Genomic DNA, 18,092 nt, shown 5'->3' with positions numbered 1-18,092 from the left:
GAGTGGGGCGTTAGCTCAGTTGGTTAGAGCAGAGGACTCATAATCCTTTGGTCGAGTGTTCAAGTCACTCACGCCCTACCATTTATCTTCATGTGCACCTCGGCGTCCGGTTTCGGGCTCTGGGGTGTTCCCCCATCTGAGATCCTAAAGAACTGGAATCCAGGAGGGCCGGGGGAATATCTGCCGGTGCCGACTTACATCGGCTTCAAAAGACTCGAAAAATAGTTGCGTTCACCCCAGCTTACGGCGCATGTGCCTGAAATCACGTACCAACGCCCCGCAGGATGGCCCGTGCCTTGGTTTTCACCCATACAAGAGCATTTGCAGGTCACTCCTTGGGCACTCTAGCAGTGCCGGCGCGCACTTTTGCTGCACTCTCAGCGCTGAATTACGTAGATTGTGTTGAATTGCGCTGAAGTCTGACTCGAGTTTGGAGTGAACCCCTCGAGCTGGATCGGAGGGGTTCACTCCAAGTATGGCTTCAATAATTATCCGACAGAGCTAAAAAAGCATTGCTCGTGGCCCAAAGGCCGCCGCGTGGGTGCTTGCCCTTTAAACGGCAGCCTTAAAAGCTCAAGTCTTTCTCTATGTCCTGCATCTTGCGCCGGGCGATGGCCAGGTTGGATTTGGCCTTGTCCAGCACGAAGTAGATAAAAACGCCTTCCTTTCGCGAGAGCGGGCGAATCAGGTGGTATTGCTTGCCCAGTGTGATCAGGATGTCTTCGATCACGTCGTTCAGGCCCAGCGAGCGCATGGTCTTGAGCTTTGCGCGCATGACTTCCGTGTTGCCGGCGGCGGCCACTTCCAGGTCCACCCCCGTGCCGGCGGAGCCCAGCATCATGCCGCTGGAGGAGTCGACGACGGCGGCGCACAGCGCTCCGTCCAGGGTGAGAAGTTCATCGAGAGATTGTTTGATGGTTGTCATGTTGGGTAAGTCCTAGCGCGCATGCTTTGAGAAGGGATACGGGAAAGGCATGCGCGCCATCATTCCCGTTTCCCATGAATTCATCCCTGCCCTATCAGTCTGCCCAGGCGGCCGACCTTCTGGAACCAGGCGCCCATGTCCAGCGCCATGCGCCCGGACAGGGTGGCCATCACAATGCCCTCGCCGCACGGCATCAGGCTGAGCACTCCGTCACTGTGGATCATCGAGATGGCCTGGAGCGGCCCCAGATCGGCGAACGGAATGCCGCTGCGTGCGTGCAGCCGCCAGTAGTCGCTGGCCGCCTCGGCGATTGCATCGATCCGGGGATGGTTTCCCGCCGACAGGTACACCATGCCCGTGGCCGAATCCACCAGCGCGCAGGCGCTCACGCCCGGCGTCAGGGCCATGCATGCCAGTTCGGCGGAGACGTGCTGCGTGTTCACGCGGCTTCCAGTGCCCGGACGCACTCGCCCGAGCGGTAGGCCACCTGCCCGAGGATGGCGTGTTCGTTGGCGATGACGTTCACCACGAGGTCGACGTCCTTGCGGTGGATCGCGCTCAGGAAGGCAAAGCCCGCGTCCGTGTTGATGGTGACGCTGCGGCTGCGGCCTAGCCGGGCCTCCTGCGACACCACGGCTCCTATGGCCGAGATCGAACTCGCCAGTGCCGCCACGCGCACCGGGTCGATGTCACGCGTCACCGCGCTGGCAATGTCGAAGCCATCGGTCGTGGCGACCACCACGGCCACCACACCGTTCACCTCTTCAAGCATCCTGCGTGCCTGGTCCTGGGCCGCGCTGCGGACCGTCTCGCTCACCATCGTCATGTTGTTTCATTCCCTGTCATGAAGGATTCCACCTGCGACAGCAAGGTGTCGATCAGCAGCACCACGTCTTCGCGCCGGCGCACGTCCACGGCCAGAACCGGCAGCACCAGCCCGTGCTGTTCAAGCCGGGCCGAAAAGGCGTCCAGGTCGGGCTGCGTGTGCGAGTCCATTCTTCCGACGCCCACGGTGCAGGGGGTGTGCGCCAGCACGTCTGCAAAGCCCTGCAAATAAGCATCCAGGTCGGCCAGGGGATCGGGTCGGGAGTTATCGATCAGGATGATGATGCCTAGCGCGTTCTGCGCCAGGATGCGCCACATGAAATCAAAGCGCGCCTGGCCTGGCGTTCCGAACAGACGCAGCCTGTCGCCGGTGTCCAGCGTGAGCTGCCCGAAATCCAGCCCGACCGTCGTCTTCGCTTTGCCGAGCGACGCGTCGTTATTGGCCACGTCAGTGACTACCGGCGGTGTCTCGCTGATGGCTGCGATCGCGGTGGTCTTACCCGCACCCATGGTGCCGGTGAAAACGATTTTGTGTTCTCTCATCCGGCGCTCCGGCTGTTCCAGCTCAAGCCCAGGCGGCGCCGTATGCTGCCCAGGAAGCCCGGCACGCCGTCGATCTGGCCCGCGGCTGCGGGGATGGGCAGGGGGGCTGCTGCTGGCTGGAGGGGGGCGGATTGGCCGGGTAGTTCCCAGCTCAGCAGGCCATGCTCTTCAAGCTCCAGCATGAAAGCACCGCACGCCGATTCGGGATAGCCGGCGACCGCGCTCAACTCACACGCCGACCGGGAGCGCCGCGACAACAGCGTCGCCAGCTGGATGCGTTCGCGGCTGGAGCCGATCAGATAGGAAGGCGGCCAGCGCTTCAGGCGGCCTCGCCTGTTGGTGGGAGCCGCGGCTGCCGGGGAAGTTTCAAGCCGGTGCGCCGGCAGGGTGTCGATCTTCAACGCTGGTGCGAGCCGTCCCAGCAAGGCCACAAAATCTTCCGCCCTGAAAGGCCGCTCAAGACACTCGCCGCCTGTGCTTTCCCCACKCCGCACGATGGGCACCATGATCCGGGCTGCGGGGCCGGCATGAACGCGCTCGGGCGGGACGGGAAGCGCCGTCAACAGCACGTCGCAGTGGCCTTGCTCACTCAGGGTCCAGTCGATCACCAACTGCGTGCTGAGCTTCAGAATGGTCCGCAGCAGACTGACTTCCGCTGCTGACAAACCCTCGACGCCGATAATCATGATTGGTTCTTTGTGATTAGTTTTAGTAGGATCCTGCTTGTTTTATAGTAGTTATGTTTCAAAATGTAAATGACTTTGGGCGCCGCGCGCAGGAATTATTAAGTGTGCTAATAATTTTGTGACATTAATCACGCAACGTGGCGCAGGGCGTCTCGCTTGGCAACACTGCTGCCCCGGCGGTCCCACAGTGCGGGCCATGATTCAGCGCAATTCAAGGCCTCAATGCGCACAATTGACCCGGTTACCTGACTATGAATTCGAGTCGCAGGCCGCCGCGCCTTGACGAGTGGGTAGCCTATGAGCGATGGAACTGGAACTCTCTCTCTCAGGGCAACCGATATAGCCGAACGCATCACTGACGTCGCCCCTATGCTCTTCTTCTTGTCTTTTGGCTCGCCGTGTCTGACATGCGACGCCGGAAGGTGATTTCCATGTCGATTAATACGTGGTCGTCTGCAAGTAGACCCTGTACGGCCCGAATCGGAGACGGCGCGGGATGCCCCAAGGCTAGGTAAAGAAAAACTGTCGCTTGAACTTTCGGTGTCGATCCGGTCGGGCTCAACATAACTTGTTGGACGTGTTTAAAAGAAAGCAGTAAGCCCTAAGCAGCGGTTCGATAGTCTCGGTTTGTAGAGCAGCAGGGCCGGACCTAACAAAAAGTACTTTAAGTTTCTTCAGCTAAAAAAAGTGACGCCGAATCTACCTGTCCTAATAGTCCTTTGGTCGAGTGTTCAAGTCACTCGCGCCCTATCATTTAAATAAGCTATAATTTGAGGCTTAGCGGCTGTAGCTCAGTTGGATAGAGTACTTGGCTACGAACCAAGGGGTCGTGGGTTCAATTCCTGCCAGCCGCACCACTTTCTTAAGTGATTTCAATAGCTTAGAGGCTCATCCCTCTAGGCTATTTTTCTTTCCGGGGGCCGCTTCTGAGGTCCTTTTTATACCGTTGCCATCGCGATAGTGGTTTTCCTGGGACTCGGCAGCGCCGGACGGGCTGTACGTCCAACAAGAGCTCCGCTATTCTGGAAGCCTAATTCCGGAGGAGAAACATGGGATCACTGAATGTCGAGGACCACGGCGAGTGGCTCAGTTTTGGCTTGTCGTACGCGGGCAGCACCATTCCCGTCAGGATTTCGCGCGAGGCGATGGAGGAGTTCTTCGGCGCCGTGCCTGGGCCGGATTCCCTGAAAAAAGCGTATGAACAGGATGCTGAAATGATTCACGCCCGGGCCGCTGATCTGGTCGTGGCGGGTGTGAGCTACACGCCTGAAAATCCCCTCGTGCTGAAAATGGAAGATTTTTAGGCGCATTCACGGCCGGCAGCCATGAATGCTATGGTGGCCGGAGCATGAACAAAGCGTTTACCAAAGAAACCGAGCCGGAGGATGACGAGCCGACGCTCGTGCCCCTGCCTGCAGGCGGCAAAAATTACATCACACCGCAGGGCTATGAGCATCTGCGCAGCGAACTTTTGGACCTGATCGACAGCGAACGACCCAAAATGGTGGAAATCGTTCATTGGGCTGCCAGCAATGGGGACCGCTCCGAAAATGGCGACTACCACTACGGTAAAAAGCGGCTGCGGGAAATCGACCGGCGAATCCGGTTTTTGACGCAGAGACTGGAAATTGCGGAAATCAGCAACCCGTCGGTGCATCATGGCAGCGGCCAGGTTTTTTTCGGCGCGACAGTTGCCTATGCCGATGGCGACGGAGTTGAGCGAGTCGTGACCATTCTGGGCATTGACGAAGCCAACAGCGCCCAAGGACAAATCAGCTGGATATCACCTGTCGCCAGAGCGCTGCTCAAATCGCGTGTTGGCGATGAAGTCAGTCTCGTGACTCCGCAGGGTGTACAGGCGCTCGAGGTACTGAAAGTGGACTATCCCGCACCGGACAAATCGACAGCTGATTAGCCGGACGATTTGGCGCGTTGCACCCGCAGTACGGAAGGTGTGCGTTTCACGCTGCGCAAGGCGGAAGCCAGGTGGATGCGGTCGCGCACGGCCACGCCGAAGCGCAGGTCCGTGGCGTCATGCGAAGGCTCTTGGCCCATGTCGACATGGGTAATGTCCGCCTCGGCACTGGCCAATGCAGCCGCCACTCGCGCCAGGACCCCTTTCCCATTGGAGACGGTGACCAGGAGGTTTGTTTCAAACGTCCGCACAGGCTCGTCGGACCAGTCCACGGCGATAAAACGCTCGCTGTCACGGTGCTGCAGTCGCTTGGCGACAGCGCAGTCATCAGTATGTATCACCAGACCTTCACCGCGGCCCAGGTAGCCCACGATGCCGTCGCCAGGAATCGGGCGGCAACAGGGGGCAAACTGTACGGAGGCGCCTTCACTCCCATCGATCACCAGCGCGCCTTGCGACACAGACTCATGGGCGGTGTAGCGCTCACGGCTCATGAGCAGGGCATTGGGTTTTTCACCGGTTTCGGCAAGCAGGGTGACGATGCGCTTGGCCACCATGCTGGCGATCCGTTTGCCCAGCCCGATGTCGGTCAGCAGATCGGCACGTGACCGGTTGCCGGTAAAACGCAGAATCTTTTCCCAGGTGGCGTGGTGGGCTTCATCGTCGTCGGGGAGGCGTTCGCGTTCGATGCCCTCGGCACGCAGCGCCTGCGCGAGCATTTTTTCGCCCAGGTCTTGCGACTCGGACAGCGCCATGGTTTTCAGATGGTGGCGTATTTTGGAGCGGGCTTTCCCCGTGCGTACAAATCCCAGCCAGCCGGGGTTGGGGCTGGAGACCGAAGCCGTGATGATTTCGATCACGTCGCCGTTATGCAGCTCGGACCGAAGCGGCACCTGTTCGCCGTTGACTTTGGCCGCTACGGCGCGGTGCCCCACGTCACTGTGAATGGCGTAAGCAAAATCCACGATGGTCGCGCCACGCGGCATGGCCATGATCTGGCTTTTCGGCGTGAACACATAGACCGCCTCGGGAAACAGGTCAATCTTGACGTGGTCCCAGAACTCGGCCGCATCGCGTGTTTCCTGCTGGATGTCGAGCAGCGATTGCAGCCACTGTGTCCCCAGCCGCTGCGAAGCGTCGCCATCCGGGTCGGTGGCCTTGTAAAGCCAGTGCGCCGCGACCCCGGATTCCGCCACCACATGCATGGCTTCGGTGCGCATCTGGAACTCGATATTGGTACCGAAGGGGCCAACCAGCGTGGTGTGCAGGGACTGGTAACCGTTGATCTTCGGGATTGCGATGTAGTCCTTGAACTTTCCGGGCAGGGGTTTGTAGAGCTGGTGCAACACCCCCATGGCCGTGTAGCAGGCCGTCAGGTCTTTCACGATCACCCGAAACCCATAGAGATCGGTCACCTGGGCAAACGAAAGGTGCTTTTCATCCATCTTGCGGTAGATGGAATACAGCGTCTTTTCTCGTCCCGAGATCATCACCGGCACATGGGCACCGGTAAAGGCCGATTCGACCTCTCCCTGCACCCGCTTGATCACGTCGCGTCGGCGGCCGCGGGCCTTCTGCAACGCCTTGGTCAAGGTGGCGTAGCGCCAGGGGTGCAGGTGCTGGAAGGAAAGGTCCTGCAATTCCCGGTAAGTCGTGTTCAGGCCCAGGCGGTGGGCGATGGGCGCGTAAATGTCCAGGGTTTCGCGCGAGATTCGGGTCCATTTGGCGCGCGGGACATCGCCCAACGTGCGCATGTTATGCGTCCGGTCAGCCAGCTTGATCAGGATGACCCGCACGTCGCGTGCCATGGCCAGCAGCATCTTGCGGAAAGACTCAGCCTGGTTTTCTTCCCGGGTATTGAATTCCAGCTTTTCGAGTTTGGTCAGCCCGTCCACCAGTTCAGCCACCGGCGCGCCGAAACGCTCGATCAGCTCGGGCTTGGTGACGCCGCAGTCTTCAATGGCGTCATGCAGCAGGGCGGCCATGAGCGCCTGTGCATCCAGCTTCCACTCGGCGCATTGTTGCGCGACGGCGATAGGGTGGGTGATATAGGGTTCGCCGCTGTTGCGCAGCTGGCCCAAGTGGGCCTCATCTGCAAAGCGATAGGCGCGGCGGACATTGTCAATGTCGGCAGCGCTCATGTAGTCGAGTTTCGCCGTGAGCGCAGCAAAGCTTGCCGCTGCTGCGTTGGCGGCGGCGGGGGTCGACTTGCTGGAAACAACAGGCGAAAGCATGGCGCTCATGCCTTAAATGTATCGCGGCATGAATAAATCATGAAAAAAATGGACTTTATGAGGCCATAAATGAAAAAAGCACCGCATTGCGGTGCTTTTTTGCGGTGCCAGATTTGACTCAGGATGGCACTTTTTTCAGCATTTCGAGGCCAATCTTGCCTTCTGCGATCTCGCGCAGAGCGGTAACGCCAGGCTTGTTCTTGCTTTCAATCTTGGCGGCGTGCCCCTGGCTGAGCATGCGTGCACGATAGGTGGCAGCCAACACCAGCTGGAAGCGGTTCGGGATTTTTTCGAGGCAGTCTTCAACGGTAATGCGGGCCATGGTGATCTCCGGTGTGATCGATAACGGGGAAAGCGGGTGAAATCAGGGAATTTGAAGGGCCTGGAAGGTTTCGGCGCGGGCTCGCCGCTGGGCCGAAAACTTGAGCCTTTGGGCATGCACAATGGTTTTCAGGTCGAAAACTGCCCGCTCAAATAACTCGTTAATTATAACGAAGTCGAATTCCCGGGCCTGGGCCATCTCGGTGGCCGCGTTTTTGAGCCGCAATTCGATGACTTCGGCACTGTCTTCGCCACGCCGCTGCAGGCGCGAGCGCAGCTCTTCCCAGCTTGGCGGGAGTATGAAAATCAGCACCGCATTGGAAAAAATCCGTTTGATGTTGATCGCCCCCTGAAAGTCTATTTCCAGAATCACGTCGGCGCCGGTGGCTATTCGCTCTTCAATGGTCTGCCGCGAGGTGCCGTAGCGATGGCCGTGCACATGTGCCCATTCCAGGAAGGAGTCGCGCAGCACCATGCCGTCAAAGTCCTCGGGCGAGAGAAAAAAGTACTCCCTGCCGTGCTTTTCCTGGCCGCGTGGAGGGCGCGTGGTGTGCGACACCGCGGGCTGGATGCGTGAATCCAGTTCCAGAAGGGCCTTGACCAGGCTGGATTTGCCGGCCCCGCTGGGGGCGGCTACAACAAAGAGGTTTCCGGGGTAGTCCATGCGTTCTGGGCGGTGATTTCGGTGTTTTAGGCTAGGGGCGGGGCTATTCGACGTTCTGGACCTGCTCACGGATCTGCTCTATCAGCACTTTCATGTCGACGGAAATGCGTGTCAGTTCGAGGGATGCCGATTTGGAGCCCAGTGTATTGGCTTCGCGGTGCAGCTCCTGGATCAGGAAATCCAGGCGCTTGCCCAGTTCCCCGCCGTTTGCCAGAAGGCGGTCAATTTCATCCAGGTGCGAGGAGAGGCGGGTGATTTCTTCCGCGACGTCAATGCGGATGGCAAAGGCTGTGGCCTCTGTCAGCGCCCGGTCCTGTGCAACTTCCGGCAGCGTGGCGCCGTCCGACAGCGCCATGGCTTCTTTCCAGCGTTCCAGGAAGCGGGTTTTCTGCTGCTCAACCAGTTTGGGCACCATGGGCACCGCCAGCGCTGCCAGCGCACGCAGCTGTCCCGTGCGGTCAAGCAGCATGTCGGCCAGCCGGGCGCCTTCGCGTTCGCGGGCCGCCATCAGCTCTTTCAAGGCTTTTTTGGCCAGCTTGAGCAGCTCATCGCTGTAGTCGTGTGGTTTTTTGTCCTCATTGGTGGCGATCCGCAGAATATCTGCCACGCTGAGTGCGGGTGCCTGCGGCAGCCAGGATTTGATACTGTCTTCCAGCGACCCGAGCCGTTGCAAGGTTGCCGAAGATGGCGCGCGCAGGGTGCTGGCCGAGGTACTTTCCAGCGAAACCCGCACTTCCACCTTGCCGCGCTTGAGCTTGCCGGTGAGCAATTCGCGCAATGCGGGCTCGGCCTGCCTCAATTCGTCGGGCAGGCGAAACGCCAAATCAAGAAACCGGCTGTTGACAGAGCGTATTTCGACGCCCAGACGGGAGCTGGCATCCGCGCCCGATTCAGTTTCCGGGGCGGATTGCGCCATGCTCGATTGCACGGCTGCATAACCCGTCATGCTGTAAACTGACATTTAAAAATACGCTTTACTAGAGAGAGAACAAGACCCAGACTGACCAAGTCATTCTGGCTCATCCCAAATTATGTCAAAGGTCAAGCCCGCACCATTGCCGCCCGACACCGTGATTGGTGGCTATCGTGTTGTGCGAAAGCTTTCAGCCGGTGGCTTTGGCGTAGTTTACTTGGCCGTCGACAACGAGGGCCAGCAGGTCGCCATCAAGGAGTACCTGCCGTCGTCCCTGGCTGGCCGGGCCCCGGGGGAATTGCTTCCGCAGGTCCAGGCTGAAAAACTCTCGCTGTACCGCCTGGGACTCAAAAGTTTCTTCGAAGAAGGCCGTTCACTGGCCCAGATTTCACACGGCTCCGTGGTCAGTGTGCTGAATTTCTTCCGTGAAAACGAGACCGTTTACATGGTCATGAACTACCTGGAGGGCGGAACCCTGCAGGATTTCATCATCACGGCCCGTGAGCTGAAAAAGCAGAAGGTCTTCCGCGAGTCGACCATCCGTTCGCTTTTCGACGAAATCCTTCGGGGATTACGCATCGTGCACCAGCACAAGATGCTCCACCTGGACATCAAGCCCGCCAACATCTTCATTACCGACGACAACCGCGCCGTCATGATCGACTTCGGCGCAGCCCGAGAGGTGCTGAGCAAGGAAGGCAACTTCATCCGCCCCATGTACACCCCGGGCTTTGCTGCCCCCGAGATGTACCGCAGGGACTCCTCCATGGGTCCGTGGACCGATATCTATGCGATCGGCGCCTGCATTTACGCCACCATGCAGGGCTATCCCCCCAATGATGCGCCGCAGCGCCTTGAAAAAGACCGTTTGTCGCTAGCCCTGTCCCGCTTGCGTGGCGTGTATTCCGACAACCTGATTGAGGTCGTAGAGTGGTGCATGTCCCTTGACCCCTTGTCACGGCCGCAGTCGGTATTTGCATTACAAAAAGAATTGAGCAGGGAAGGTGAGCGTCGTTACACCAAACTCACCGTCAGCGAAAAGGTTCGCCTTCAGTTTGACAACATGGTGTCTGACACGAAAAAAACAGCGCGCAAAGCCACTGGCTACGCGACTAAATTCAAATGAAATTCTCAGTCTTTCAGGTAAGCCGAAAAGGCGGGCGCGAGAAGAACGAAGACCGCATGGGCTATTGCTACACGCGAGAGTCGGGCCTGTTTGTGCTGGCAGACGGCATGGGCGGCCATCCTGAAGGCGAAGTGGCGGCGCAGCTTGCGCTGCAGACCATTTCCGCGCTGTACCAGAAAGAAGCGCGCCCTGTCATTGAAGACACCACCGAATTTCTTTCAACCGCGCTGATGGCGGCGCACCACCAGATCATTCGCTACGCCAGCGAAAAAGGCATGCTGGACACGCCCCGCACCACGCTGGTCGCGGCGATTTTGCAGGGCACCGGAGCCACTTGGGTCCATTGCGGCGATTCACGCCTGTATGTGGTGCGAGACGGCGAACTGCTGACACGCACCCGCGACCACTCCTACCTGGAGCAGCAGAGCGCCGGCGTCATCAAGCTCGAACGCATCAACCGCAACATCCTGTTCACCTGCCTCGGTTCTCCGACAAAACCTGTTTTTGACGTTGCCGGGCCCGTGACCCTGCAGCAGGGCGACAAACTGCTGCTCTGCTCCGACGGTCTCTGGGGCAGCCTGAGCGACGAGGAAATTGTCCGCCAGCTGGCCGGCAAAGGGGTTTCGGATGCCGTCCCCGACCTGGTCGAAAATGCCTTGCGTACCGGCGGCGAACACAGCGACAACGTCACCGTGCTGGCCATGGAGTGGGAAACGCCCGACGCCTTCGAATCCACCCGGGGGGTGTCTACCGACAGCATCATGGACGGCGTTTTCGCCTCGACCATCCAGGCCGGCGTGCTGGATACCGTGGTGGACGACCTTGACGAAGCGACCATTGAACGCTCCATCGCTGAAATCAACGAAGCCATTCGCCGCTCAGCCGCAAGAAAAGCCTGATACCCCGGCTTAGCCGTTTCGGTGGCTGCGCCTTCGGCGCCGCTTGCCTCTCCCGTTCCCGCTCCATTCCAGTTCCATCCCCCTCAATTCCGCCATTCAATCCGGCGCCTTGCCAGAAAGCCATCCACCATGAGTCAGTTTGAACGAAGCGGCGCGCGTGCGGCCGACGCCCTGCGCCCCGTACGCATCACCCGCCACTACACGGCCTACGCCGAAGGCTCGGTGCTCATCGAGTTCGGCGGCACCAAGGTGCTGTGCACCGCCTCCGTTGAAGAAAAAGTGCCCGGCCACAAAAAGGGCAGCGGCGAAGGCTGGGTCACGGCTGAATACGGCATGCTGCCCCGCGCCACGCACACCCGCGGAGACCGCGAAGCCGCCCGAGGCAAGCAAAGCGGCCGCACGCAAGAGATCCAGCGCCTCATCGGCCGGTCAATGCGGTCGGTGTTTGACTTGAAGAAACTCGGCGAGCGCACCATCCATCTTGATTGCGACGTGATTCAGGCTGACGGCGGCACCCGCACCGCCAGCATCACCGGCGCTTTTGTGGCTGCGCAGGACGCCGTCAATACCCTGCTGGCCAGCGGCAAGCTCCAGCAAACCCCCATCATCGACCACGTCGCCGCGATCTCGGTCGGCATCGTGCAAGGTACGCCCCTGCTGGACCTGGAATACACCGAAGACTCCGCCTGCGACACCGACATGAACGTCGTCATGACCGGCGCCGGCAATTACGTGGAAGTGCAGGGCACTGCCGAAGGTGCGGCGTTCTCGCGCAAGGAAATGGACGCGCTGCTGGTTCTGGCCGAAAAAGGCATCGTCGAACTGGTCGGCATGCAGAAACAGTCGCTATCAAATTAATAGCTGCTCGCGCAGACCCCTATTGGCCTGGAGCCTTTTTTCGTTATGAAGATCGTACTTGCGTCGAACAACCAGGGCAAACTCGCCGAGCTCAAGGCCATGCTTCTTCCCCTGGGCCTGACGCTGGTCAGCCAGGCTGAGCTGGGCCTGCCGGAGGCTGACGAGCCCTTTCGCACCTTTGTGGAAAACGCACTTGCCAAAGCCCGCCAGGCGTCGCGCCTCAGTGGCCTGCCCGCGCTGGCCGACGACGCCGGTTTGTGCGTGGACGCTTTCGGCGGCCTGCCCGGCGTGGACACCGCGTTTTACGCCACGCAGTTTGGTTACGCCAAGGGCGACGACAACAACGTCAAGGCCTTGCTCGAGCAGATGGCCGGCCTGACCCAGCCCGCCCAGCGCCGCGCCGCGCTGGTCAGCACCCTGGTGGCGGTCCGGTCTGCAGAAGACCCGGAGCCACTGATTGCCTCAGGCCGCGTGGCCGGAGAAATCGCACCCGCGCCCGTCGGCAGCAACGGCTTCGGCTTTGACCCCGTGATGTACATCCCCGAGTTCGGCAAAACCTTTGCACAGTTGCCCGTTGAAGTCAAAAACGCCAACAGCCACCGAGGCAAAGCCGCACAGCAAATGATCGAACTCCTGCGCGAGCGCTGGAGAATATGAAACACCCCGTGGCTTCGCGCACTTCGTGTCGCGGCCTCCCCCTCAAGGGGCGGCACCTGCGGTCCGGCGAAGCCGGTCCCGCGGTGTCCACTGGCCTGAGCTTCAACGGATGTGAGGCTTCGTCCCTGCCATATTCGTTCAGCGATCAGAACCCATCATGAAAGACATCCAGCACTACATGCGCAGCGGCACGCTGCAGCTGGCCGCGTTGCCGCCGCTGTCACTGTACGTGCACCTGCCTTGGTGCCTCAAGAAATGCCCTTACTGCGACTTCAATTCGCACGAGGTCGCCGGCGAAATGCCAGAGCAGCGCTACATCGACGCCGTGGTGGCCGACCTGGAGGCCGCGCTGCCCCTGATCTGGGGCCGCATGGTGCACAGCATCTTCATTGGCGGCGGCACACCCAGCCTGTTTTCACCCCAGGCCATAGACCGCCTGCTCGCCGACATCCGCGCACGCCTCAGACTGGAAGCCGACTGCGAAATCACGCTCGAAGCCAACCCCGGCACCTTTGAGAAAGACCGCTTCAAGGCCTTTCGCAGCGCCGGCGTCACGCGCCTGTCCGTCGGCGTGCAGAGCTTTGACGACAAGCACCTCAAAGCCCTCGGCCGCGTGCACGACCGCGCCCAGGCCATCGCCGCGGTAGAAGAAGCCGCACAGGCCTTCGACACCTTCAACCTCGACATCATGTACGCGCTGCCAGGCCAGACCATGGAAAGCCTCGAGCAAGACATGCGGCAGGCGCTGGCCCTGCAGCCGCCCCACATCTCGATTTACCACCTCACCATCGAGCCCAACACCTACTTCGCCAAATTTCCGCCCGTGGTGCCTGAGGAAGACACCGCCTACGCCATGCTCGACAAAATCACCGAGATCACGCAAGCCGCCGGGTTGCAGCGCTATGAAGTGTCCGCCTACGCCAAGCCCGGCCACCGCTGCTTTCACAACCTCAACTACTGGCAGTTTGGCGACTACCTCGGCATAGGCGCCGGCGCCCACAGCAAGCTCAGCTTTGCGCACCGCGTGGTTCGCCAGGTGCGTTACCGTGAGCCCAAGCTCTATATGGAAAAAGCCCTGGCCGGCGAAGCCGTCACACAAGAAACCGAAGTCAGCCGCGTTGACCTGCCGTTCGAATTCATGCTCAACGCCCTGCGCCTGCGCGACGGCTTCAAGCTGCAAGACTTCACCGAAAAAACCGGCCTGCCCGTCACCGCCATCCAGCGCGGTCTTGAAGAAGCCGAACGCAAGGGCCTGATCGAACGCGACTTCGTACGCGTCAAGCCCACCGAGCGCGGCTTTGATTTTTTGAACGACCTGCAGACATTGTTTTTGGCCGACTAGCACCCACGTCAACGCCCAACGCCAGCGCCAACGTCAACGCAACATCCCGTCTACAAAATCTATGGAAACATCCGCCGTTGTTTTTCTGGTTATCAGCTGCGCCATCAGCTTCGCGCTGGGCCGGCTGTTTGTGCACTTCCGCGACAAAAAGCGCAAAGAAAAACTGCAGGCGCGCGAAGCCGAAGCATTGCGCAACCGCCCCCCAGAACCCGAGTCCCTCAACAAGGCCAAGCGCAAGCGGCAGCTTCAGCAACAGAGCAAGCTCAGCAAGGGTCGTGATAGCCGTTAAGCCGGGTGCGCAAGCCGTATCTTCCGGCGCGATTGCGTCAGAAGATCCAGGGTCGTATAAGTGTTCGGCTTATCTGGCCATCCATTTCGCGCAAGCTTCATACGATTTTCCGGCCAGCCAATAGCTGCTGTTCAATTCTTCCTTCGGCAATTGCTTCATGGCTTTCAGAAACGTGGGCTTGTCTTGTTTGGCGCATGCATAGCTCGGATAGAGGTTTTTAAAATACGGATCTGGGTAGCGCGCAATCAGGTCTTCAAAACTTGCTTTCATTCGCGGCCAGTTCATTTTTGATCCGGGCAGCAAAGCTCGAGTCCGGTGAATATAAAGTCGTGCATACATTGAGCTTCCTTCGGTAGCCCGTTGCTGCTCACTCCAGTAATTGATAAAAGCATCAATGGCTTCCCAGTTCCCGTCCTCCGCTTGAGCCATGCTGTCCAGCGTATTTCTATAAAGATAAAAATCCCTCGGCCAACGCTTGACGGCATTCTTTAAGGTCGCTGCGATATTGGCATTGGCAGATCTTGAGTCAAGAGCAATGGCGAGCGTCAGCATGTCCCACATCGGCGTAGCTTTCAACTCGGTGGGCGCGTCATCAAGTATTTTTTGTGCGGCAGCTAGCCTGCTGTCATAGAGCTCCCAAGCCTCGGGAGATATCGAGTTCGGTCCTCCCGAGCCGCGCGCGTTCCACGCATTGGCGTATTGGTAGCGGGCTTCAGCAAAAACTGCAAAGTAAGAATTCGGAACAGCAGACTTCCAGCGTTTGATTCGGTCTTCTTCCAGTGGCAACGTTCCAGGTGCGGGCATTGCCAAACGGAACCCCATATACGGCGCGGTAGCCATGGGCTCACCTGCGGGGAAATTCTTGCCCGATGCAATCAACTCCTTAAGCGACCGTTCCAGTGCTTTAAAGCTCTCCAGCGTGTACAGCAGCTTGAGGTTTGACGCGGCAGTCTGAAAATTGGGCCAATAGTCGTTGTTGCATGGCGGGCTTCCAGGTGGGCTATGGCAACGCCAGGGAATTTCATCGTCGGATGCAGCAGATGCCGTAGCAGCCAAGCCAACCCCCAGCACGGCAAGAATGCATCCCTTCTTCAGATGGCTGCGCCAGTTCTGGAAAACCGGGGTCATTTTCAAATCGATGAGTTTCAGCATGCGGTGGTGCCCTATTTTGAAGCCCATAACGTACAGACATCGTAGGAGTTGCCCGGCAGCCATAAATTGACACGAAGCTGCTCTTTGGGCAGCTGGCTAATGGCCTTGGCATATGCCGGCTTGTCCCTGGCGAAACAGGTATACGCGGCATAAAAGTTTTTAAACTGGGGATCGGGATAGCGCGCAACCAGATCCTCAAGACTCGCACGCATCCTCTGCCAACTCATCTTTGTGTCGCTCGGAAGTGCGTATTCTCTCAAGTCAATATACAGGCGTGCATACATCGACAATCCTTCGGTAGCCTGTTGTTGCTTGCTCCAGTGATCGATAAAGGCCTCAACGACCTCCCAGCTGCCACCCCACTTTGGGGTCAATCGCGAGGCTGCAGTTGAGTAGAAGTCGAATTGCCGCGGCCACTGCGTCACTGCCGCCTTGAACACAGGTGCTATCTTTTTCTTGTTCGACCTTGAGTCAAGCGCAACATCAAAGGCCACGCTATGCCAAAGGGGCGTCTTTTTTGCTTCTGCTGGCGCGCTGTCGAGAAGTTTCTGCGCAGCCCGAAGTCTGCTGTCGAACAGCTTCCAGGATTCGGGTGAAACGGTGTTGGCATAGCCGCCGCCTCGTGCATTCCACGCATCCGCATGCTGGTAGGCCGCCTCAGCGAGGACGACAAAATGCGAATTCGGAAACGCGGTTTTCCAGTGCGCCAGTTGCAGACGCTCAGGTTCCCCCGCCCCTGGCGTCAAAAAAATTTGGCGAAACGCAAAACCGGGCGCACTTGATAACGGCTCACCCGTAGGAAAGTTTTTGTCAGAGCCTGATAGCTCTTTGAGCGCCCGCTCAAGCATGGCGAAATTTTTCAGCTGATGGTTCAAGTAATAGAGCAGCTTCAGGCGATCTTTGGTGGTTGCAAGGTCTGGCCAATCTTCACCTTTGCAGACGTCACCCTGGAAGCCCCAGCAACTCCACGGGTACATGCCCAGTTTCTTGAATTCCCGTGGCCTGGGGCCACTGGCTGATACCGCTTCAGAAGCAGCCAATTCAGCGGCTGGTGCCGTTTCAGAAGCAGCTACTGCAACGGTCAGAAACCCGCCAAATAGCAAGACGAACGCGCAAACTTTCTTCAGGAAGGCGTTCCAGTTGTTGATAGACATTCGCAGCCTTTGATAAGTGGAGCAGATGGCCAGCAGAGGCTGCCGAACGAAGGAAGAATATCAGCAACGGGTCGCTTTGCGTCCTTCAAATTAAGGGCTTGCGTGGGGAGGCAACAACAACATTCAGGTTGATATGTCGGCCTGCCAAACCTGGCAATCCATCGAACGTAGTCTGCTCAGCAAGGCCGGGCGCAAGCAGCCGCAGCAACTTGAAAACAAAAGAAGTCAAAAACCACAAACGCTAGCCGGCTTCCGTGCCGGCCTATTTTTTAACCGCAGCTGACGTGTGTCACGCGCCCGGCAGCATCCACCGTCAGGCTTAGCCGATCAGCATTGAACTCCATCGTCACGACCTGCCCAGGCTTGAGCACCCGGACGGTTTTGGTGCCGGCGCGTGTGCGGGCTTCTTCTTCAAGTGCCGCGTTGGTGTTGCGGCCCACGGCAAATTGGGCTGGTTCGGCGTTGCAAGCACCGCTTGGCGGCGCAGATGCTGGCGTTGATGCAGCGGGGCCCCCTGCGCAGGCGGATAGAGCTATAGACAGGGCTAGTGCAAGAGCGTTGGGGAAATGCGTGCGCATGGCGAGATCCTTTCATGGAGTTGCTGGAACATACCTAACGATATCCCGCTGAATGTGGAGGTGCAGCGAATGCCCTTACCAGCAGTAGCTAGGCGGGTTAAGGAGCGACCAGCAGGGCAGGAGGAGCCTGGTCCGTGGAAATTAGGAATACGTTGGCAGCTCGACGGTATGCTGTGCATTTCCAGGTAGGGGAGACAGTATGAAATGGACGAATCTTATTTTGCATTTTGTCACCAAGAGGGCAATGAGTGTCGTTGCAAGTGCTGTTCTGCTGTACGTATATTCGGAGTGGTTTCAAAATATTTGGATATGGTTCCGCAACATACCGACCGCTTACCAAGTACTGTTTTGGGCGGCGATCTCTATCGTTCTGGCGGCACTCTTCGTTGCGCTTGTCAACAGGCCGATTGATGCTAACAACCCCGCATCAATACCTCGAAAATTTCTCTATTTTCGCGCCCCACTTAGACGCATTTCGTGGCGCTTTGGACCACTGTTCAACACTTTTTTTGACTATGAAGGAAAGTTCTTTGTAGCCAATGTCCCATTCCACTTGCGAGTAAACGGATGGCGCCGCGTCACCCTCAGAAAGGCATTCATCCGCAGCAGGATAAATGGACGATCTTTTGAAATCTCGATCGAAGGCCCTGCTGGCGGGTACGTGCCAGCATCCGATATCGATTGGTTGGCACCCGGAATTTGGCTCAGCGGCGTAGCAGAATTTAATCCTCCTATCCCAGCACTCGACTTCTTGGCTGTATTCGGCGATTTCGATTTCATCGTGGAATACGACCGAAGTACAAGCTTCCGACTCTACATTTCCCAAACTGACATCCAGAATTTTTTTGCAAATTGGCAAAAGTATTTGGACGAAAGAACTCGTAGATCAAATCCTGATTTCAAAGTACGACTCAAACCCAAGTGAATAGCGGAACTCGTTTTGCAAGCGAAATGAGGAACGCCCCGGGACGCTTGCTTGCGAAACAACTAGCTACCCCTGCCTGCAAGCTG

General features: G+C 58.4%; 21 protein-coding genes and 2 tRNA genes. 11 read left to right on the top strand and 12 right to left on the bottom strand.

Annotation, left to right across the window (positions count from 1 at the left end):
- The first annotated feature begins 4 nt into the window (after nt 1-4).
- Nucleotides 5-81: transfer RNA gene (locus AC1DVV_RS13090), tRNA-Ile, on the top strand.
- 484 nt (nt 82-565) lie between these two features.
- Here AC1DVV_RS13090 and AC1DVV_RS13085 read toward each other — a convergent pair.
- The 5 genes from AC1DVV_RS13085 to AC1DVV_RS13065 all read right to left on the bottom strand — a co-directional run bounded on the left by AC1DVV_RS13085 (nt 566) and on the right by AC1DVV_RS13065 (nt 2,979).
- The gene (locus AC1DVV_RS13085) at nt 566-925 is read right to left on the bottom strand and encodes a hypothetical protein (protein ID WP_477702244.1); all 360 of its coding nucleotides are present in this window, start codon (nt 923-925) and stop codon (nt 566-568) included.
- A gap of 80 nt (nt 926-1,005) precedes the next feature.
- Nucleotides 1,006-1,368: a hypothetical protein gene (locus AC1DVV_RS13080; RefSeq protein WP_477702245.1), complete on the bottom strand. Its 363-nt coding sequence runs from the start codon at nt 1,366-1,368 to the stop codon at nt 1,006-1,008.
- Nucleotides 1,365-1,751, bottom strand: coding sequence for a roadblock/LC7 domain-containing protein (locus AC1DVV_RS13075; RefSeq protein ID WP_477702246.1), 387 nt, complete (start codon nt 1,749-1,751; stop codon nt 1,365-1,367). Before AC1DVV_RS13075 ends, AC1DVV_RS13080 begins: the two co-directional genes overlap by 4 nt.
- A complete protein-coding gene (locus AC1DVV_RS13070) occupies nt 1,748-2,293 on the bottom strand; it encodes a GTP-binding protein (RefSeq protein WP_477702247.1) in 546 nt (181 codons plus the stop codon). The genes AC1DVV_RS13075 and AC1DVV_RS13070 overlap by 4 nt, the downstream gene beginning before the upstream one ends.
- A complete protein-coding gene (locus tag AC1DVV_RS13065) occupies nt 2,290-2,979 on the bottom strand; it encodes a hypothetical protein (protein ID WP_477707204.1) in 690 nt (229 codons plus the stop codon). Before AC1DVV_RS13065 ends, AC1DVV_RS13070 begins: the two co-directional genes overlap by 4 nt.
- A gap of 780 nt (nt 2,980-3,759) precedes the next feature.
- Here AC1DVV_RS13065 and AC1DVV_RS13060 point away from each other — a divergent pair.
- The 3 genes from AC1DVV_RS13060 (at nt 3,760) to greB (ending at nt 4,894) form a co-directional block, all read left to right on the top strand.
- Nucleotides 3,760-3,836, top strand: a tRNA-Arg gene (locus AC1DVV_RS13060).
- A gap of 192 nt (nt 3,837-4,028) precedes the next feature.
- The gene (locus AC1DVV_RS13055) at nt 4,029-4,283 is read left to right on the top strand and encodes a hypothetical protein (protein WP_457282185.1); all 255 of its coding nucleotides are present in this window, start codon (nt 4,029-4,031) and stop codon (nt 4,281-4,283) included.
- Between the two features lie 44 nt (nt 4,284-4,327).
- Entirely contained in the window at nt 4,328-4,894 is a 567-nt protein-coding gene (greB, locus tag AC1DVV_RS13050) for a transcription elongation factor GreB (RefSeq protein WP_477702249.1), read from the top strand.
- Here the strand turns inward: greB and AC1DVV_RS13045 are convergent.
- The 4 genes from AC1DVV_RS13045 to AC1DVV_RS13030 form a co-directional block, all read right to left on the bottom strand.
- Nucleotides 4,891-7,137 (bottom strand): RelA/SpoT family protein, encoded by a 2,247-nt coding sequence (locus AC1DVV_RS13045; protein ID WP_477667766.1) that lies wholly within the window; start codon nt 7,135-7,137, stop codon nt 4,891-4,893. The genes greB and AC1DVV_RS13045 overlap by 4 nt on opposite strands.
- Nucleotides 7,138-7,246: 109 nt before the next feature.
- The gene (gene rpoZ / locus AC1DVV_RS13040) at nt 7,247-7,450 is read right to left on the bottom strand and encodes a DNA-directed RNA polymerase subunit omega (RefSeq protein ID WP_011482283.1); all 204 of its coding nucleotides are present in this window, start codon (nt 7,448-7,450) and stop codon (nt 7,247-7,249) included.
- 42 nt (nt 7,451-7,492) lie between these two features.
- Nucleotides 7,493-8,113: a guanylate kinase gene (gmk, locus tag AC1DVV_RS13035; protein ID WP_457282182.1), complete on the bottom strand. Its 621-nt coding sequence runs from the start codon at nt 8,111-8,113 to the stop codon at nt 7,493-7,495.
- A gap of 43 nt (nt 8,114-8,156) precedes the next feature.
- On the bottom strand, nt 8,157-9,074 hold the full coding sequence (locus tag AC1DVV_RS13030; protein ID WP_457282181.1) for a YicC/YloC family endoribonuclease: 918 nt from the start codon (nt 9,072-9,074) through the stop codon (nt 8,157-8,159).
- 70 nt (nt 9,075-9,144) lie between these two features.
- Between AC1DVV_RS13030 and AC1DVV_RS13025 the strand changes: the two genes are divergently transcribed.
- From AC1DVV_RS13025 to AC1DVV_RS13000, 6 genes are all read left to right on the top strand, one after another.
- Nucleotides 9,145-10,152 (top strand): serine/threonine protein kinase, encoded by a 1,008-nt coding sequence (locus AC1DVV_RS13025; RefSeq protein WP_457282180.1) that lies wholly within the window; start codon nt 9,145-9,147, stop codon nt 10,150-10,152.
- Nucleotides 10,149-11,051: a PP2C family protein-serine/threonine phosphatase gene (locus AC1DVV_RS13020; protein WP_457282179.1), complete on the top strand. Its 903-nt coding sequence runs from the start codon at nt 10,149-10,151 to the stop codon at nt 11,049-11,051. The genes AC1DVV_RS13025 and AC1DVV_RS13020 overlap by 4 nt, the downstream gene beginning before the upstream one ends.
- Before the next feature lie 129 nt (nt 11,052-11,180).
- A complete protein-coding gene (rph, locus tag AC1DVV_RS13015) occupies nt 11,181-11,909 on the top strand; it encodes a ribonuclease PH (protein ID WP_457282178.1) in 729 nt (242 codons plus the stop codon).
- Between the two features lie 45 nt (nt 11,910-11,954).
- The gene (gene rdgB, locus AC1DVV_RS13010; RefSeq protein WP_457282177.1) at nt 11,955-12,566 is read left to right on the top strand and encodes an RdgB/HAM1 family non-canonical purine NTP pyrophosphatase; all 612 of its coding nucleotides are present in this window, start codon (nt 11,955-11,957) and stop codon (nt 12,564-12,566) included.
- 157 nt (nt 12,567-12,723) lie between these two features.
- A complete protein-coding gene (hemW, locus tag AC1DVV_RS13005; RefSeq protein WP_477702804.1) occupies nt 12,724-13,908 on the top strand; it encodes a radical SAM family heme chaperone HemW in 1,185 nt (394 codons plus the stop codon).
- 61 nt (nt 13,909-13,969) lie between these two features.
- On the top strand, nt 13,970-14,197 hold the full coding sequence (locus AC1DVV_RS13000; protein ID WP_477702803.1) for a hypothetical protein: 228 nt from the start codon (nt 13,970-13,972) through the stop codon (nt 14,195-14,197).
- Between the two features lie 69 nt (nt 14,198-14,266).
- Here the strand turns inward: AC1DVV_RS13000 and AC1DVV_RS12995 are convergent, their stop codons facing one another.
- From AC1DVV_RS12995 to AC1DVV_RS12985, 3 genes are all read right to left on the bottom strand, one after another.
- Nucleotides 14,267-15,349, bottom strand: a complete 1,083-nt coding sequence (locus AC1DVV_RS12995; protein ID WP_477702802.1) for a hypothetical protein — start codon at nt 15,347-15,349, stop codon at nt 14,267-14,269.
- 11 nt (nt 15,350-15,360) lie between these two features.
- The gene (locus AC1DVV_RS12990; protein WP_477707203.1) at nt 15,361-16,503 is read right to left on the bottom strand and encodes a DUF4034 domain-containing protein; all 1,143 of its coding nucleotides are present in this window, start codon (nt 16,501-16,503) and stop codon (nt 15,361-15,363) included.
- Between the two features lie 269 nt (nt 16,504-16,772).
- Nucleotides 16,773-17,081 carry an I78 family peptidase inhibitor gene (locus AC1DVV_RS12985; protein WP_477667679.1) on the bottom strand — a complete coding sequence of 103 codons (309 nt, stop codon included), beginning with the start codon at nt 17,079-17,081 and terminating at the stop codon, nt 16,773-16,775.
- Nucleotides 17,082-17,280: 199 nt separating this feature from the next.
- Here AC1DVV_RS12985 and AC1DVV_RS12980 point away from each other — a divergent pair, with 199 nt between their 5' ends.
- Nucleotides 17,281-18,006, top strand: coding sequence for a hypothetical protein (locus AC1DVV_RS12980; RefSeq protein WP_477667678.1), 726 nt, complete (start codon nt 17,281-17,283; stop codon nt 18,004-18,006).
- The last annotated feature ends 86 nt before the right edge of the window (nt 18,007-18,092 follow it).

This window comes from Polaromonas sp. P3_B4, assembly GCF_056402835.1.
This window is presented reverse-complemented; position numbering and strand designations above follow the sequence as displayed.

Coding starts and splice junctions, on each gene's coding strand:
- greB (WP_477702249.1), top strand. CDS start 4,328: ATGAACAAAGCGTTTACCAAAGAAACCGAGCCGGAGGATGACGAGCCG.
- AC1DVV_RS12990 (WP_477707203.1), bottom strand. CDS start 16,503: ATGTCTATCAACAACTGGAACGCCTTCCTGAAGAAAGTTTGCGCGTTC.
- AC1DVV_RS13055 (WP_457282185.1), top strand. CDS start 4,029: ATGGGATCACTGAATGTCGAGGACCACGGCGAGTGGCTCAGTTTTGGC.
- AC1DVV_RS13030 (WP_457282181.1), bottom strand. CDS start 9,074: ATGTCAGTTTACAGCATGACGGGTTATGCAGCCGTGCAATCGAGCATG.
- hemW (WP_477702804.1), top strand. CDS start 12,724: ATGAAAGACATCCAGCACTACATGCGCAGCGGCACGCTGCAGCTGGCC.
- gmk (WP_457282182.1), bottom strand. CDS start 8,113: ATGGACTACCCCGGAAACCTCTTTGTTGTAGCCGCCCCCAGCGGGGCC.
- AC1DVV_RS12995 (WP_477702802.1), bottom strand. CDS start 15,349: ATGCTGAAACTCATCGATTTGAAAATGACCCCGGTTTTCCAGAACTGG.
- AC1DVV_RS13070 (WP_477702247.1), bottom strand. CDS start 2,293: ATGAGAGAACACAAAATCGTTTTCACCGGCACCATGGGTGCGGGTAAG.
- rpoZ (WP_011482283.1), bottom strand. CDS start 7,450: ATGGCCCGCATTACCGTTGAAGACTGCCTCGAAAAAATCCCGAACCGC.
- AC1DVV_RS13025 (WP_457282180.1), top strand. CDS start 9,145: ATGTCAAAGGTCAAGCCCGCACCATTGCCGCCCGACACCGTGATTGGT.
- AC1DVV_RS12980 (WP_477667678.1), top strand. CDS start 17,281: ATGAAATGGACGAATCTTATTTTGCATTTTGTCACCAAGAGGGCAATG.
- AC1DVV_RS12985 (WP_477667679.1), bottom strand. CDS start 17,081: ATGCGCACGCATTTCCCCAACGCTCTTGCACTAGCCCTGTCTATAGCT.
- AC1DVV_RS13085 (WP_477702244.1), bottom strand. CDS start 925: ATGACAACCATCAAACAATCTCTCGATGAACTTCTCACCCTGGACGGA.
- rdgB (WP_457282177.1), top strand. CDS start 11,955: ATGAAGATCGTACTTGCGTCGAACAACCAGGGCAAACTCGCCGAGCTC.
- AC1DVV_RS13045 (WP_477667766.1), bottom strand. CDS start 7,137: ATGAGCGCCATGCTTTCGCCTGTTGTTTCCAGCAAGTCGACCCCCGCC.
- AC1DVV_RS13000 (WP_477702803.1), top strand. CDS start 13,970: ATGGAAACATCCGCCGTTGTTTTTCTGGTTATCAGCTGCGCCATCAGC.
- AC1DVV_RS13020 (WP_457282179.1), top strand. CDS start 10,149: ATGAAATTCTCAGTCTTTCAGGTAAGCCGAAAAGGCGGGCGCGAGAAG.
- rph (WP_457282178.1), top strand. CDS start 11,181: ATGAGTCAGTTTGAACGAAGCGGCGCGCGTGCGGCCGACGCCCTGCGC.
- AC1DVV_RS13075 (WP_477702246.1), bottom strand. CDS start 1,751: ATGACGATGGTGAGCGAGACGGTCCGCAGCGCGGCCCAGGACCAGGCA.